We start from the raw sequence: 13,632 nt of genomic DNA, 5'->3' as shown, positions 1-13,632 counted from the left end.
ATGCTATAGCGAACCATTATCAGCCTCGACCGCATGGATCCTCGTGTACGTCTGCAACTGCAACGGTCTGCGTCAAAGAGACGTCGCTCAAGCCATCGAGGCCGGCGCCGGCCGTCCGCGCGACATTTTTGAGCGCCACCAGTGTCAGGCCCAGTGCGCCAAATGCGTCTGTGAGATGCGGCAGATGATCCAGGACAGCCGCGAAGCCTTTGCCCTCGCCGCCGAATAGTCGCCGAAGCCTTCGCGGGCGAAAATCACTCGCACTATCAATGTAGTGATAAAAACTCGCAAATAAACAAACTGGCTTTTACTGTGGTACGGCACGGCCTGACAGACGGCGCAGGGGCCGTCTCCAGAGCAAGGACAGGGCGATGAAGGGCGATCCCGCAATCCTCCGCACGCTGAACGCTGTGCTGACCAACGAACTGACGGCGGTAAATCAGTATTTCCTTCACGCGCGCATGTTCGAGAGCTGGGGCTTGGCCCACCTCGGCCACGTGATCTACGAAGAATCGATCGGCGAGATGAAGCACGCCGACATGCTGATCAAACGCATCCTCTTCCTGGACGGCCTGCCGAATCTGCAGGATCTGCATAAGCTCAAGGTCGGTGAAGATCCGATCGAATGCCTGGGCGCCGACTTGCAGCTGGAGCTGGACAGTCGTGTCGCCACCGCCGCCGCCGTGACCCAGTGCGAAGAGGCCCGCGACTACGTCAGCCGTGACCTGCTGATGAAGATTTTGTCCGATACCGAGGAGCACATCGACTTCCTCGAAAACCAGCACAAGCTGATCGAACTGATGGGCGCACAGAACTATCTGCAGTCGGCCATGAAGGAGATCGTCACCGACAGCGCCGCGACGGGCGGCTGAGGCTCCTTAGCGTCCCTCGCGGCGGGCCAGGTGCAGCACCGCCGCCGCGAGCACGACAAGGCCCAGACCACCGCCCAGCGTCAATGCAGTCTGCACCCGCCAGGCCTCGGTCGCCAGGATGTTGACGGGCATCTGCCACGGCATGAACACCCCTTGCCTGGCGGATGTGGCCACGACGGCGAAGAAGGTTCCCCCTATGCCCAAGGCCAAGCCCGGCACAAAGCTGGCGAAACGGATGGCGGTCCAAAACTGTATGGCGATCATCAGCAGGGCGGCCGCCGCCATCCGCGCCATCGACCAGGCGTAGCCCGTCAAATCGAGCGCGCCCATAGCCGCGGCCTCCGGCTTGATCAGGCCGCCCAGCGCCACCGCCCCTATGGTCGCGCCCAGCACCGCCGCGCTCATGATCAGCACGAGAGCGATCACGCAGACCGCCTTTGCCGCGTAGAGGGTCCAGCGGGGAACAGGCAGGGCGCGCAAATGATCCCAGCTTCGCGGGCCGTGCTCCATGTGCGCGACCAGAGCGGTCAGGGCCGCGACGCAAAGCGGCATCATGAAATAGGCCCAGATCGCCATGCCGCTGCCGATCCACATGTCCCACTCCGACGGCGTCTTGGACCGAAGCAGCATCGAGAAGACGAAGACGGCGATCAGGGCGGGCGCTGTCGCCGCAAGCACCAGAGCCAAAGAACGGTTCAGCTTCCGGACTTCTACAGACAGAACGGTCAACATCAGACGGGCTCCGAGACGGGTCTTCGGGAGACGGCGGAGGCGGCGCGATAGACGCCCTCGAGCGAGGGCGCGCGCGCGCCGATAGAGAAGACGGCTACGCCGGCCGCAACCAGATCGCGGTTCAAAGCAGCGCAGACCTGGTCATGATTGTCGCCGGGACGCAGCTGCGCCACCAGCCCATCGGCGTCGTCGCTCAGAGTAAGGTCGCGCGAACGCAAGACGGCGCGGGCGCGTGCCGGGTCATCGACACGCAGCCCGATCTCTGGCGCCAGTTCGGCCTTAAGCCGGGCCAGTTCGCCCTCGACCACCAGCCGACCCTGATGGATTACGCCGACATTGGTGGCGGTCTGTTCGATCTCGCCGAGCAGGTGGCTGGACAGCAGGACCGTCGCCCCCGCGCGGATCGGCAGTTCCCGCAGGAAATGACGCATGTCGGCGATGCCGTCGGGGTCCAACCCGTTCGTCGGTTCGTCCAGCATGAGCACCGGCGGGGAACCCAGCAGGGCGCGGGCGATGCCGAGCCTCTGGCGCATGCCCAGGGAATAGTCGCCGACGCGCCGTCCGCCGTCGCGCGTCATATCGACGACGTCCAGCACGCGATCGACCTCAGTCGTCGCCAGGCCCAGAAGTCGCCGGGTCAGGTCCAGATTCTCTCGTCCCGACAGATGGCCATAGAAGCCGTGCGCCTCCAGCAGGGCCCCGATCTTGCGGGCCGCGCCTCTGCGGTCCTTGACGACATCGACGCCGCAAACCCGAGCCACGCCCGATGAGGGCCGCAGCAGGCCGGTCAGCATCTTCATCGTCGTGGTCTTGCCAGCGCCGTTGCGGCCCAGGACGCCATAGACCGAATGATCCGGCACGGTCATGGACACGCCGTCCACCGCCCGACGATCCCCGAAAAGACGGGTCAGTCCCTCAGTCTCTATAGCCCCATGCTCCGCCCGATCTTTAACTCTTAGATAAAGTTGCGGCCCTCGGATTTTTAAGTCAAGATTAAAAACAAGACAGGTTTCAACTCGGAACAAGGCCCATGACCGCTGACAACCTCGCCCGCTTTCGGCTGATGTGCCGGCAGTTCCGCGCGCTTGCGATCTTCATGGTCGTCAGCGTCGGCGGCTTGCTGGCCCTGGCGCCGGTCGCCTTCTTCCTGGCGCAGGGAGATCGCCCGGTCCGGCTGCTGGTTGAACAAGTCCTTTGGGCCCTGCCCGCCCTATTCTACCTTTTCGCCGTCTGGTCGATCGGGTCGGCGATGGGGCAGTTGGCAAAGGGGCGTTTGATCCAGCCGACCTTATCGTCCGCCCTGCGTCGCGTGGGGTTGGCGCTTGGCCTTGGCGGAGTGCTCAGCGTCTTTGGCGTCACCAACCTGATGCGGCTGTTGGGTCTTACCCAGGGCGGCTTCGCCTATTTCGACATCGCCGGCATGACTCTGGGCATGATCGGCGGCGCCCTGTTCCTGTTGGGGCGCGTCATCGACCACGCCGGCCGAATACAGGCCGAGATGGACGAGATGATCTGAATGCCGGTTCGCGTCACCCTGAATGATCTGATGGTTCGCAAGGGCCTGAAGGCGCGCGACGTCGCCGCCCAGGTGGGCCTCAGCGAGACCCAGTTCTCGCTGTTTCGATCCGGCAAGGTGAAGGGCATAAGGTTCAGCACCCTGGCGCGGCTGTGCGCGGTGCTGGAGTGCCGCCCCGGCGATCTGCTGGACTATGATTTCGATCCGCGCGAGACAGAACCGGTCGAACCGGACGAGGTCTGACGGAACCGGCGCCCCGTCCGCCCATTAGATTTTCCTGACAAGCAGGAGCGGACCATGACGGATATCGACGACGCCATCGACGACGTGCGCGACGCGGCCGTGGATCTGTTGAACAGCGAGGGGCGGAGCGCGGCGCATGTCGCGGTTGGGGTGGCGCTGACGGTGGGGTTTGCTCTGCTGGCGACGGGCATAGCATCAGGCGCATTCACCCCCAAACGAAAGCTGAAACATGTGCGCGACGGCGATCTGCCCATTACGGAGAAGCCGCGCGGCGCCTTCAGCCTGATCCTGCCGGCGGTGTTTTCGGCCACGACCCTGTCGGCGGTGCGGGTCTGGAACGCGCCGCATCGGCCCGAAAGGACGCGCGCCATGGGGCTTTGGGTCGCGGCCCAGACGGTCAACGCCGTCTGGCTGGGGTTGCGCCCCTCGTCGATGTGGAAACAGGTGGCCGCCGCCATGTCGTCAGCCGGTCTCGCTGCGGCCTTCGCCCATGAGGCCCGCAAACTGGACGAGGGCGCCGGCAAGATGGCCGCCCCGACAGGCGGCGGCGTTCGGATGGGCAACTTCCTTCATCGGAAAGCCGATCAGATGAACGAGCGGACCCTCCACTAGGTCCGCCTTGCCCTTTTCGGGGGCTTCCTCTAGGGATCGCGCCCTATTCGCCACGCTCCAACCTGGGCGCGCGGGCGCAACCCCATTCCCGATGTGACCCCATGAAGATCAACGGCAACGCCATCAAGCCCGGCATGGTCCTGCAACACAACGGCGGCCTGTGGGTCGTCACCAAGGCCAGCCACGTCAAGCCCGGCAAGGGCGGCGCCTTCGCCAACGTCGAGGCCAAGAACCTCGAGACCGGCAACAAGCTGAACGAACGTTTCCGCTCGGAAGACAAGGTCGAGCGCGTCACCCTGGAGCAGAAGGACTTCTCCTATCTGTTCGACAACGGCGACAGCCTGGTCTTCATGGACGACGCCACCTATGAGCAGATCGAGCTGCAGAAGGACTGGGTCGGCGACGAGCGCATCCCCTATCTGCAAGAGGGCATGAAGGTCGTCATCGAGATGCACGAAGAGCGTCCGATCGGCCTGGAGCTGCCCGATCAGGTCGTGCTGGAAGTCGCTGAAACCGAGCCGACCGTGAAGGGTCAGACGGCCTCGTCCTCCTACAAGCCCGCCATCGCCTCGAACGGCGTGCGGATCATGATCCCGCCCTATATGTCGGCCGGCGAGAAGATCGTCGTCGATACGACCAGCGGCGAATACGTCCGCCGCGCGGACTGAACTCCGACAGGTGCTGGTGAATAGTGCTGGTGAGCAGAGGGGCCGGCGGGCCAAGGCGCTCCGCACGACTTCCGCTCACCTTCTGCTCACCAGCACTATTCACCAGCACTTCCCGACGCATTCCGCGTCCCCCTTGAACTTCTCCGCATCTCCGGCCTAAGCGGCTTTAGAGGACATGCGGACCAGGAGATCCCACAATGGCCCTCGCCTCCGCCCTGCTTCAGGTCATGACCGACGCGGTCCGCAAGACCGCCCGTCCTATGCTTCGCGACTTCGGCGAGGTGTCCCAGTTGCAAGTGTCGCGCAAGGGGCCGGGCGACTTCGTCACCGCCGCCGACCTGAAGGCGGAAGAGACCCTGTTCGAACTGCTGACCAAGGCCCGCCCCGGCTATGGCTTCCTGGGCGAGGAACGCGGTCTGGTCGAGGGGACCGACAAGTCCCACACCTGGATCGTCGACCCGATCGACGGCACCACCAACTTCATGCACGCCCTGCCCCACTTCGCCATCACGGTGGGGCTGGAGCGGCGCGCCCCGGACGGGTCCAGCGAGATCGTCGCCGGCGTCACCTACAACCCCGTCATGAACGAGCTGTTCTGGGCCGAAAAAGGCAAGGGCTGCTATCTGAACGACCAGCGAATCCGAGTCTCCGGGCGTCGTGACCTGTCGGAAAGCCTGATCGCCACCGGCCTGCCCTTCATCGGCAAGTCGGGTCACGCCCAGGCGATCAAGGACATCCACGCCGTGGGCCAGCGCGTCGCCGGCATCCGACGTCTGGGTTCGGCGGCCCTGGACTTCGCCTGGGTCGCCGCCGGCCGATATGACGCCTACTATGAGCGCAATCTGAAGCCCTGGGACGTGGCGGCCGGCATACTGTTCGTCACCGAGGCCGGGGGCCGGGTCACGACCATCGAGAACGACGGCGATCCCAAGACGGGCGTGTCGATCCTGGCGTCGAACACCGAACTGCATCCGCAACTGCGCAAGGTGTTGCAGGCGTCCTGAGGCTCGCTTCTGTCTCTTCCCCGCTTGCGGGGAAGTGGCGCGGCGCTTCTCCAGCGCCGTGACGAAGGGGCTCTTGCCGCATCACCAGCGGCCGGTGGGGCGTCAAGAACCCCTCCACCGGCGTAGGTTGTCCTCGGGCTCGCCTTCGGCGAGACCCGGGGGCGGTCCCCCTCCCCACTGCGTGGGGAGTAGACATTCATATCCTTGTCGCGCGGCAACCCTATCCAGGGGGCATGATCCGCGCCATCGTCACCGCCCTCGCCCTCCTTGTCGGAACGCCGGCCATGGCCCAGCCGCTGATCATCGCCCACCGCGGCGCCTCCGGCGAACGCCCCGAGCATACGCGGGCGGCCTATGAACTGGCGATCCAGCAGGGCGCGGACGTGATCGAGCCGGATCTGGTGCTATCCAAGGACGGGGTCTTCATCGACCGGCACGAGAACGAGATCAGCGGAACGACCGATGTCGCCGAACGGCCCGAGTTCGCGGATCGCAAGACCACCCGGACCATCGACGGCGTCTCGACCACCGGCTGGTTCACCGAGGACTTCACCCTGGCCGAGCTGAAGACGCTGCGGGCCAAGGAACGGCTGCCCGCCTTTCGGCCCGGCAGCGCCGCCTATGACGGGCGCGAGCCGATCCTGACCTTCGACGAGGTGGTCGCCATTGCGCGCGAGGCCTCGGCCCGGACGGGCCGGACCATAGCGGTGGCGCCCGAGTTGAAACACCCGACCTATTTCGCCGGCATCGGCCTGCCGATGGAGGACGCCTTTGTGGCCGAGCTGAGACGACTGGACCTGACCGGCGCCGACGCCCCGATCATCATCCAGTGTTTCGAGGTCGGGCCGCTCGAGCGGCTGTCGAGGCGGATCGACGCGCCCCTGGCCCAGTTGATCGCGTCCGAGGGCGGGCCCGTGGATCGGCCGGACCTGACCTATGCCCAGATGATCACGCCGGAAGGGCTGAAGGCCATGGCCGCCTATGCCGATTGGGCAGCGCCGGACATGACCCTGGTCCTGCCGAGAGACGCGGACGGGCGGACGACCGGACCGAGCGCCCTGGTCGCCGACGCCCACGCCGCAGGGTTGAAGGTGGTGATCTGGACCCTGAGGGCCGAGAACGCCTTCCTGCCCGCCGAGCGGCGCCGGGGCGAAGGCTTTGCGGACCACGGCGACATGGCCGGCTACGCCGCCGCCTTCTCCGAGGCAGGGGTGGACGCCGTCTTCACAGACTTTCCGGCCCTGGCGCGATCAGGACGCTCCGCGAATCCTTCGTCCAACTAAGGGTCTTCGGCTCAATCCGCCCGGAACTGAAGCTCGGCCAAGCGGGCGTAGAGGCCGCCCTGTGCGACCAGCTGGGCGTGGGTCCCCTCCTCCACCACACGGCCGTCGTCCATGACGACGATGCGGTCGGCGCGCAGGACGGTGGCGAGGCGGTGGGCGATGACCAGGGTGGTGCGCTCGGTCATGGCCTGATCCAGGGCCGCCTGGACCAGCCGTTCGCTTTCGGCGTCGAGCGCGCTCGTCGCCTCGTCCAGCAGCAGGATGGGGGCGTCGCGGACCAGGGCCCGGGCGATGGCCAGACGCTGGCGCTGACCGCCCGACAGGCTCTTGCCGCGTTCGCCCAGTGGGGTGTCGAAGCCTTCCGGCAGGGCGTCGATGAAGCCCATGGCCTGGGCCTTTTCGGCGACGGCGCGGGCCTCTTCCAGGGTGGCGGTCTCGCGGCCGAAGCGAATGTTCTCCAAGGCCGAGCCTGAAAACAGCGGCGTCTCCTGCGACACCCAGGCGAAGCGATTGCGAACCTCGACCGGATCGGCCTGGCGCACGTCCACCCCGTCGACCGAGACCAGACCGGTCTGCGGATCATAGAAGCGCAGCAGCAGGCGGAAGACGGTGGACTTGCCCGCGCCGGAGGGACCGACCAGGGCCACGGTCTCGCCGGGACGGACGGTCAGGCTGAACCCCTTCAGGGCCGGAAGATCGGGCCGGCCGGGATAGGCGAAATCGACGGCCGACATGGAGACCTCGCCGCGCGGCGGGGTGGGCAGGGCGACGGGCCGGGCCGGGGCGGCGATGTCGGGCGTGGCCCGCATCAGTTCCTCGATCCGCTCCATGGCGCCGGCGGCCTTCTGCACATCGCCCCAGCTTTCGCCGAGCGCGCCCACGGCCCCGGCGGCGAAGACCGACAGGAGGACGAATTGAAGAAGGGCGCCGGGCGTCATCTGACCAGCCACCACATCGCGCGCGCCCAGCCACAGGACCAGGGTCACTCCGCCGAACATGACGACGATGATCAGGGCCGTCATCCAGGCCCGCGCCCGCATCCGCTTCAGAGAGGCGTCGAAGGCGTCCTCCACCGCCGCGCCGAAGCGGGCGATGGCGCTGTGTTCGCGCCCGAAGGCCTGGACCGTCTCGACGGCGTCCACGCTTTCACCGGCAAAGCCGACGGCGCCGGCGAACCGGTCCTGGGAGGCGACGGTCAACTTGCGGACCCGGCGGCCGAAAATGAAGATCGGCCCCAGCAGGAACGGCACGATCAACAGGACCAGGCCGGTCAGTTTCGGACTGACGAAGAACAGCAGCACGACCCCGCCGATCAGGGTCAGGAAGTTCCGCAGCGCATAGGAGACCGAGGTCGTCATCAGGGTCTCGACCAGGGCGATGTCGGTCGTCAGGCGCGACAGCACCTCGCCGGTCCGCATATGGGCGTAGAAGGAAGGGTCCAGCGTCAGGATGCGGCCGAACAGCCCCTTTCGGAGGTCGGCGATGACCCGCTCGCCCGTCCGTGTGACGTAGAAATAGCGGGCGGCGGTCGCGAGCCCCAGGAACAGGGCGTTGGCCCCCAGCAGCAGGAACCAAAGGTTCAGGCGCGCGCCGCCGTCTTCAAATCCGTGATCGATGGCCCCTCGGGCCAGGGCCGTCAGCCCCAGTGAGGCGGTGGTGGACAGCAGCAGCCAGAAGACCGCCATGAGTGCGTGGCCCTTGTGCCGAAGCGCATAGGGAATCAGCCGCGCCAGGGGACGGATGTCCCGGCGCTTCGCCCGCTTCTCGCCCGCTTCAGACATCTGTTCGGCCAGGACGGCGCCGGCGCTGGGCCGCCCGTCCAGGCTGGCCGCGCCGGCGGCGCGCCCCGCAGGAAGACTGGCGGAACGGGCGGAGGCGGCGGATTGATCAGTCATTGCGACCGCCTCTTGCCCCGGAACGCCCCCCGGTGTAAACGCCGCCCCTCATTCCCGCCGGATTTTCTGGCGGGTTTCTCATTTCATGCGCAGCGACGGTCGGCATCGTCATCGCGCCCAGAGACCGGACGACGACCCATGAAGGCGGACACCCACCCCGACTACCACTTCATCACCGTGGTGATGACCGACGGCACGACCTATCAGACCCGTTCGACCTACGGGAAGGAAGGCGACAAGCTGGCCCTCGACATCGACCCGACGACGCACCCGGCCTGGACCGGCGGCAACGCCCAGCTGATGGACCGCGGTGGCCGCGTGTCGCGCTTCAACAACAAGTTCGCCGGCTTCATCAAGAAGTAAGCGCGTCCTTGCTGCGACACATCGCGGCAATCACGTCACGAAGAGCGCCGGTCCGATGGCCGGCGCTTTTTGTTTGCCTGGAACGTCGGTAACATGGACGGCGTTCAAATCAGCAAGAACAAGGGCGTCGGTTCACGGGGATCGGGCCATCGAGAAGCGGACGGGTTATGAATAGACGGGAACTGGGTTTGGGCGTCGCAACGGCGACGATCGCCCTCGCCTCCGCTGCGCGGGCGCAACAGGTTTCCATCCAGCGCCCTGCGGCGGCCACCGCCTTCTACAACAGTTTCAACGATCAGATTTCGCGCCTGCCGGAAACCCAGCAACCGGACGTTCGCGCCTTTTATGAGATGAACGGCTGGCGGCCGGTATGGACCGGCGAGCGGATGCGCGCCCTGAACGCCGTCGCCGCCCGGGCCGAGCGCCACGGCCTGTCGGCCGGCGACTATTTCGACTTCGTGGGCCTGGCCGCCGATCCCGCCTCGGCCGATCTGCGCACGACGGCGGCGGCCCTGGCCTATGGCCGCGTCCTGGCCGAGGGCAAGGTGAGGCCCGAGACGGTCGAGGATCTGTGGGAAATGCAGAAGAACCGCGTGGACCTGCCGCGCGGCCTCAGCGACGCCTTGGCCCGCAACATCCTGCTGGACTGGTTCGAGGGTCTGGCGCCGACCGACATCGGCTATCAGAACCTGTCGGCCGGCTATGTGCGCTATCGCCGACTGGCCGCCGGCGGCGGCTGGCCCGCCTTCCCGGCCGGTCCGACGATTGAACCCAACATGAGCGACCGCCGCATCCCCGCCCTGATCGACCGGCTGACGGCCGAGGGCGATCTGACGGCGGCACAGGGCGCGCGGCTGAAGGCCCAGGGCCTGACTTACGGCGCCGAGCTGCAACAGGCGGTCCAGGGCTTTCAGACGCGGCACGGCCTGGGCGCAGACGGCCGCATCGGAACGGGCACCCAGCGCTCCCTCTCAGCCTCGGCCGAGGACCGGGCGCGTCAGATCGCCCTGAACCTGGAACGCCGCCGCTGGCTGAAGCGCGACGTTGCGCCAGAGCGGATCGAGGTCAACACCGCCGCCGCCATCATGGTCTATTGGAAAGACGGCAAGCCGGTGCACTCCAACCGGGTGGTGGTCGGCTCGGCCGAGAACCAGACGCCCAGCCTGGAGAAGCCCTTCGCCTCGGTCGTCGCCAATCCGCCCTGGTACGTGCCCGCCGGCATCGCACGGCGCGAAATCCTGCCCAAGGGCCCCGGCTATCTGGCGGCCAACGACATGTATGTGGCCAACGGAACGGTGATCCAGCGCGCCGGGCCGAAGTCGGCCCTGGGCTATGTGAAGTTCGAGCTGCGCGACAGCTACGCCATCTTCCTGCACGACACCCCGTCCAAGGCCGCCTTCAACCTGTCCATGCGCCAGCGCAGCCATGGCTGCGTGCGGGTGCAGAACGCCGTGGAATTCGCCCGGCTGCTGCTGTCGCCCGATCCCGCCAAGCTGGCCGAGTTCGACACGGCCCAGGAGACGCGTGAGACCACTCGGGTGACCACCGGGCGCGAAATCACGGTGCGGCTGCTGTACTGGACCGCCTTCGTGGACGGTCAGGGACGGGTCGCCTTCCGCGAGGACGTCTATGGCCGCGACGACAAGCTGGCCCAGGCCCTGGGGATCGCCGTCAGCCTGCCTCGGCCGATCGACGACGGGCGTCGCGACGCCGACGATGTCGGGCCGTAAGTTCGGGCTTTAGAGGCGTCAGCCCTTGAAGGCGGCTTCCAGCAGGCCCAGCTGGCTGAGGACCGGATTCTGCGGCTGTTCCTCAGGCGCCTCCAGATACATGCGGCGGTCGAGATAGAGGGCGCGGTCGAACAGTTTTTCCGACCGGACCAGATATTCGACCAGGGCGATCGGCAGTTCCGCGTGGCTGGGCTGGCTCTCGATCTTGCGGTCGTTCAGACGATAGCGCGGCTCGCAGGCGGTCTCGGCCGTCATGTCGTTCTCGCGTACGGCCCGCTGCACCAGCAGCCAGGAGGCGATCTGCATCAGGCGCGTGGTCAGCTTCATGCTTTCGGCCGCATAGGCCAGGGCGGCCGAACGGGACAGCATCTTGGAATCGCGACGGCCCTCTCCGTCCAGATAGGCCGCCGTCTCCTCCACCAGTTCCATGCCTTCGCGGAAGGTGCGGTCGAACAGTTCGGAACGGGTGAAATCCTGCACCTTGCGAGCGCGTTCGGCCCGGGCGGCCATGTCTTGATCGTCGCTCAGGGTCATGGGGGACATCATCATGAAGGTTAGGCTTGTTCCGACTTGGGGCCACAAACGGCCCAGGCCGAAGGGTTTGCAACCGTCATGCCACGGATTTGAGACACGGGCGATCAGGGTCTAAAGCTGAACAGAGCGTCGGCGGCGCTTTTCTTGGCCTGTTTCTTCTCGATCGCTGTCTGGGCGCGAGTGATTTCGGCCGTCAGGGCGCCGATCCGCTCCTGAAGATCTTCAATCGAATAGGAGTCCAGATCCTCGCGCTCAAGAGTGGTCAGGGCCTCTCCACGCCGCGGGCGAGGCTCGAAATCGTCGAACATGGTCGTCGCCTTTCTGCGCCTGTCATGGCCGAAGTCGGCCGGAGCCCCTATCTGAACGCGCGGACTGCGACGAATGCAAGCGGAGGCGACATGCGGCTTATCCAGATCGAGGGCGGTTCGGGTTCGGCTGAGGCGCTGAAGATCGCCGAACGGGCTGATCCGACGCCCGGCCCCGGCGAGGTGGTGATCCAGGTGCGCGCGGCCGGAATCAACCGGCCCGACCTGCTGCAGCGGCGGGGCGGCTATCCGCCCCCGCCCGGCGCCTCGCCTATCCTGGGACTGGAGGTCGCGGGCGAAATCGCGGCCCTGGGCGAAGGCGTGAGCCAGTGGCGCCGGGGCGACCGGGTCTGCGCCCTGCTGGGCGGCGGAGGCTATGCCGAACAGGCGGTGGTGGACGCCCGCCACGTTCTGCCGATCCCGGAGGGCCTGTCCTTCGTTCAGGCGGCCGCCCTGCCCGAGACCGTCTTCACCGTCTTCGCCAATGTGTTCGAGGCGGGCGGGCTGAAGGCGGGCCAGACGCTGCTGATCCACGGGGCGACCAGCGGCATAGGGGTGACGGCGATCCAAATGGCCAAGGCGGCGGGCGCTGCGGTGATCGCCACCTCGCGCGGGGCGGACAAGGCGAAGGCGGCCCAGGCTTTGGGCGCCGATGTCAGCCTGGACGCCCGATCCGACGACCTGGCGGCCGCAATCGCCGAAGCGGGCGGCGTCGATGTGCTGCTGGACATGGTGGGCCGAGACTACGCCGAACTGAACCTGAAGGCGTTGAAGCCCGGCGGTCGCTGGGTGGTCATCGCATCCCTGTCCGGATCGGTGGTCGAAATCGACCTGATGCGGATCATGCTGAAGCGGCTGGTCCTGACGGGATCGACCCTTCGGAGCCGATCGGCCGATGAGAAGGCCCGGCTGACCGCCGCCGTTAAGGCGACGGTCTGGCCCTGGGTCGCCTCCGGCGCGGTGCGACCGCCGGTGCAGGCTGTCTATCCGTTGGACAAGGCCGCCGAGGCGCATGGCGCGCTGGAGGCCGGCGATCACATCGGCAAGTTCGTGCTGACGCCTTGACCGCCCTCAGCGATCCCAACGCCCCCCGCCCCGCACCGGCCGCATCGAGGAGATGCGGTCGTTGAAGCCGTCGCTCAGGAAGCGGACGTCGCCTTCGACGATGCGGCAGCGCCCCCGGAACTCGGCGTCGGTGCAGACCTCCCATCGGCCGCGAACGCGCATGGAGCTGATCCGGTCGTTGAAGGGGGTGCGGCCCAGGTTGCGGTCCTCATCGACGAACTCGCGCGAGGCGCCGCGGAAGTTGGCGTTTTCATAGACGGTGATCGAGGTCCGGCCCCATCCCCCGTTCCAGCCGCCGCCGGAGCCGCCGCCCCAGCCCCCGCCATTGTCTTCGCCGCCGTTCCATCCGCCATTCCCACCGGGATAGTCGGGACGACGATCTTCATAGTCCCCCCGCTCGCGGCCGCAGACCAGAAGGCCGTCCTGGTTGGAAATCTCTTGGTCGCCGCACCGGGCCAGTTCGATCGAGGTGCCGCGAACGCGGCCCCGCATGTCGCGGCAGTCGGCGTAGAGCCGTCCGCGGTGGGTGTAGGCCTCGGTGCAGGACCGGCTGTAGCTGCCGCGCGGGGCGACCCGCTGGGCGGTGATGTCCTGGCCGGAAGCCAGGGCGGCGGCCATGGCGGCGCCGAGCAGAATGGACATGATGGTTCTCCTCTCCCAAAGGCGAAAGCCTCGATTAAGGCGCAGGTTGCCGCCCCCCGGATGAACCGTGGCTGTACGAGAATGTCGGGCGACGTTTTCTTTTCAGGCGAATAGGCCTATATCGAAACCATAAGCGCCCGGTCGAAAGGCCGGGCGCCGTCGTATCCA

17 protein-coding genes are annotated in these 13,632 nt (G+C 66.8%); 11 read left to right on the top strand and 6 right to left on the bottom strand.

Features of this window, described 5'->3' with window-relative positions:
* The first annotated feature begins 43 nt into the window (after window positions 1-43).
* The gene (locus BSP_RS08355; RefSeq protein WP_152951097.1) at window positions 44-229 is read left to right on the top strand and encodes a bacterioferritin-associated ferredoxin; all 186 of its coding nucleotides are present in this window, start codon (window positions 44-46) and stop codon (window positions 227-229) included.
* 142 nt (window positions 230-371) lie between these two features.
* Window positions 372-872 (top strand): bacterioferritin, encoded by a 501-nt coding sequence (bfr, locus tag BSP_RS08350; protein ID WP_054765438.1) that lies wholly within the window; start codon window positions 372-374, stop codon window positions 870-872.
* A gap of 6 nt (window positions 873-878) precedes the next feature.
* On the opposite strand, the gene BSP_RS08345 is transcribed toward bfr, so the two are convergent.
* Window positions 879-1,604, bottom strand: a complete 726-nt coding sequence (locus BSP_RS08345; RefSeq protein WP_152949929.1) for an ABC transporter permease — start codon at window positions 1,602-1,604, stop codon at window positions 879-881.
* On the bottom strand, window positions 1,604-2,470 hold the full coding sequence (locus BSP_RS08340; protein ID WP_227975896.1) for an ATP-binding cassette domain-containing protein: 867 nt from the start codon (window positions 2,468-2,470) through the stop codon (window positions 1,604-1,606). Before BSP_RS08340 ends, BSP_RS08345 begins: the two co-directional genes overlap by 1 nt.
* A gap of 164 nt (window positions 2,471-2,634) precedes the next feature.
* Here BSP_RS08340 and BSP_RS08335 point away from each other — a divergent pair, with 164 nt between their 5' ends.
* The 6 genes from BSP_RS08335 to BSP_RS08310 all read left to right on the top strand — a co-directional run bounded on the left by BSP_RS08335 (window position 2,635) and on the right by BSP_RS08310 (window position 6,930).
* Window positions 2,635-3,120, top strand: coding sequence for a hypothetical protein (locus BSP_RS08335; RefSeq protein ID WP_054765435.1), 486 nt, complete (start codon window positions 2,635-2,637; stop codon window positions 3,118-3,120).
* Window positions 3,121-3,363, top strand: coding sequence for a helix-turn-helix transcriptional regulator (locus BSP_RS08330; protein ID WP_054765434.1), 243 nt, complete (start codon window positions 3,121-3,123; stop codon window positions 3,361-3,363). It abuts the gene before it with no gap.
* 54 nt (window positions 3,364-3,417) lie between these two features.
* The gene (locus tag BSP_RS08325; RefSeq protein WP_152949927.1) at window positions 3,418-3,975 is read left to right on the top strand and encodes a tryptophan-rich sensory protein; all 558 of its coding nucleotides are present in this window, start codon (window positions 3,418-3,420) and stop codon (window positions 3,973-3,975) included.
* 101 nt (window positions 3,976-4,076) lie between these two features.
* Window positions 4,077-4,643 carry an elongation factor P gene (efp, locus tag BSP_RS08320; protein ID WP_054765432.1) on the top strand — a complete coding sequence of 189 codons (567 nt, stop codon included), beginning with the start codon at window positions 4,077-4,079 and terminating at the stop codon, window positions 4,641-4,643.
* A 197-nt stretch (window positions 4,644-4,840) separates the two neighbouring features.
* Entirely contained in the window at window positions 4,841-5,647 is an 807-nt protein-coding gene (locus BSP_RS08315; RefSeq protein WP_152949925.1) for an inositol monophosphatase family protein, read from the top strand.
* 233 nt (window positions 5,648-5,880) lie between these two features.
* Window positions 5,881-6,930, top strand: a complete 1,050-nt coding sequence (locus BSP_RS08310) for a glycerophosphodiester phosphodiesterase (RefSeq protein ID WP_152949923.1) — start codon at window positions 5,881-5,883, stop codon at window positions 6,928-6,930.
* An 11-nt stretch (window positions 6,931-6,941) separates the two neighbouring features.
* Here the strand turns inward: BSP_RS08310 and BSP_RS08305 are convergent, their stop codons facing one another.
* Window positions 6,942-8,825 carry an ABC transporter transmembrane domain-containing protein gene (locus BSP_RS08305; protein WP_152949922.1) on the bottom strand — a complete coding sequence of 628 codons (1,884 nt, stop codon included), beginning with the start codon at window positions 8,823-8,825 and terminating at the stop codon, window positions 6,942-6,944.
* A gap of 138 nt (window positions 8,826-8,963) precedes the next feature.
* Between BSP_RS08305 and rpmE the strand changes: the two genes are divergently transcribed.
* Window positions 8,964-9,188, top strand: coding sequence for a 50S ribosomal protein L31 (gene rpmE, locus BSP_RS08300; RefSeq protein ID WP_054765428.1), 225 nt, complete (start codon window positions 8,964-8,966; stop codon window positions 9,186-9,188).
* Between the two features lie 167 nt (window positions 9,189-9,355).
* Window positions 9,356-10,918 carry a murein L,D-transpeptidase gene (locus BSP_RS08295; RefSeq protein WP_054765427.1) on the top strand — a complete coding sequence of 521 codons (1,563 nt, stop codon included), beginning with the start codon at window positions 9,356-9,358 and terminating at the stop codon, window positions 10,916-10,918.
* An 18-nt stretch (window positions 10,919-10,936) separates the two neighbouring features.
* Here BSP_RS08295 and BSP_RS08290 read toward each other — a convergent pair whose 3' ends face one another.
* Both BSP_RS08290 and BSP_RS08285 read right to left on the bottom strand, forming a co-directional pair.
* Complete coding sequence (locus tag BSP_RS08290) at window positions 10,937-11,452, bottom strand: DUF1465 family protein (RefSeq protein WP_224761396.1); 516 nt, start codon at window positions 11,450-11,452, stop codon at window positions 10,937-10,939.
* A gap of 104 nt (window positions 11,453-11,556) precedes the next feature.
* Window positions 11,557-11,760 carry a DUF1192 domain-containing protein gene (locus BSP_RS08285; protein ID WP_054765426.1) on the bottom strand — a complete coding sequence of 68 codons (204 nt, stop codon included), beginning with the start codon at window positions 11,758-11,760 and terminating at the stop codon, window positions 11,557-11,559.
* Between the two features lie 90 nt (window positions 11,761-11,850).
* Here BSP_RS08285 and BSP_RS08280 point away from each other — a divergent pair, with 90 nt between their 5' ends.
* Window positions 11,851-12,822 (top strand): NAD(P)H-quinone oxidoreductase, encoded by a 972-nt coding sequence (locus BSP_RS08280; protein WP_054765425.1) that lies wholly within the window; start codon window positions 11,851-11,853, stop codon window positions 12,820-12,822.
* 6 nt (window positions 12,823-12,828) lie between these two features.
* Here BSP_RS08280 and BSP_RS08275 read toward each other — a convergent pair whose 3' ends face one another.
* Window positions 12,829-13,464: a beta/gamma crystallin-related protein gene (locus BSP_RS08275; protein ID WP_054765424.1), complete on the bottom strand. Its 636-nt coding sequence runs from the start codon at window positions 13,462-13,464 to the stop codon at window positions 12,829-12,831.
* Between the last annotated feature and the right edge of the window lie 168 nt (window positions 13,465-13,632).

The sequence above is a fragment of the Brevundimonas sp. Bb-A genome (assembly GCF_009394735.1).
Lineage (GTDB): Bacteria > Pseudomonadota > Alphaproteobacteria > Caulobacterales > Caulobacteraceae > Brevundimonas > Brevundimonas aurantiaca.
The sequence above is the reverse complement of the archived record's forward strand: the minus strand, read 5'-3'. Positions and strand labels throughout refer to the sequence as shown.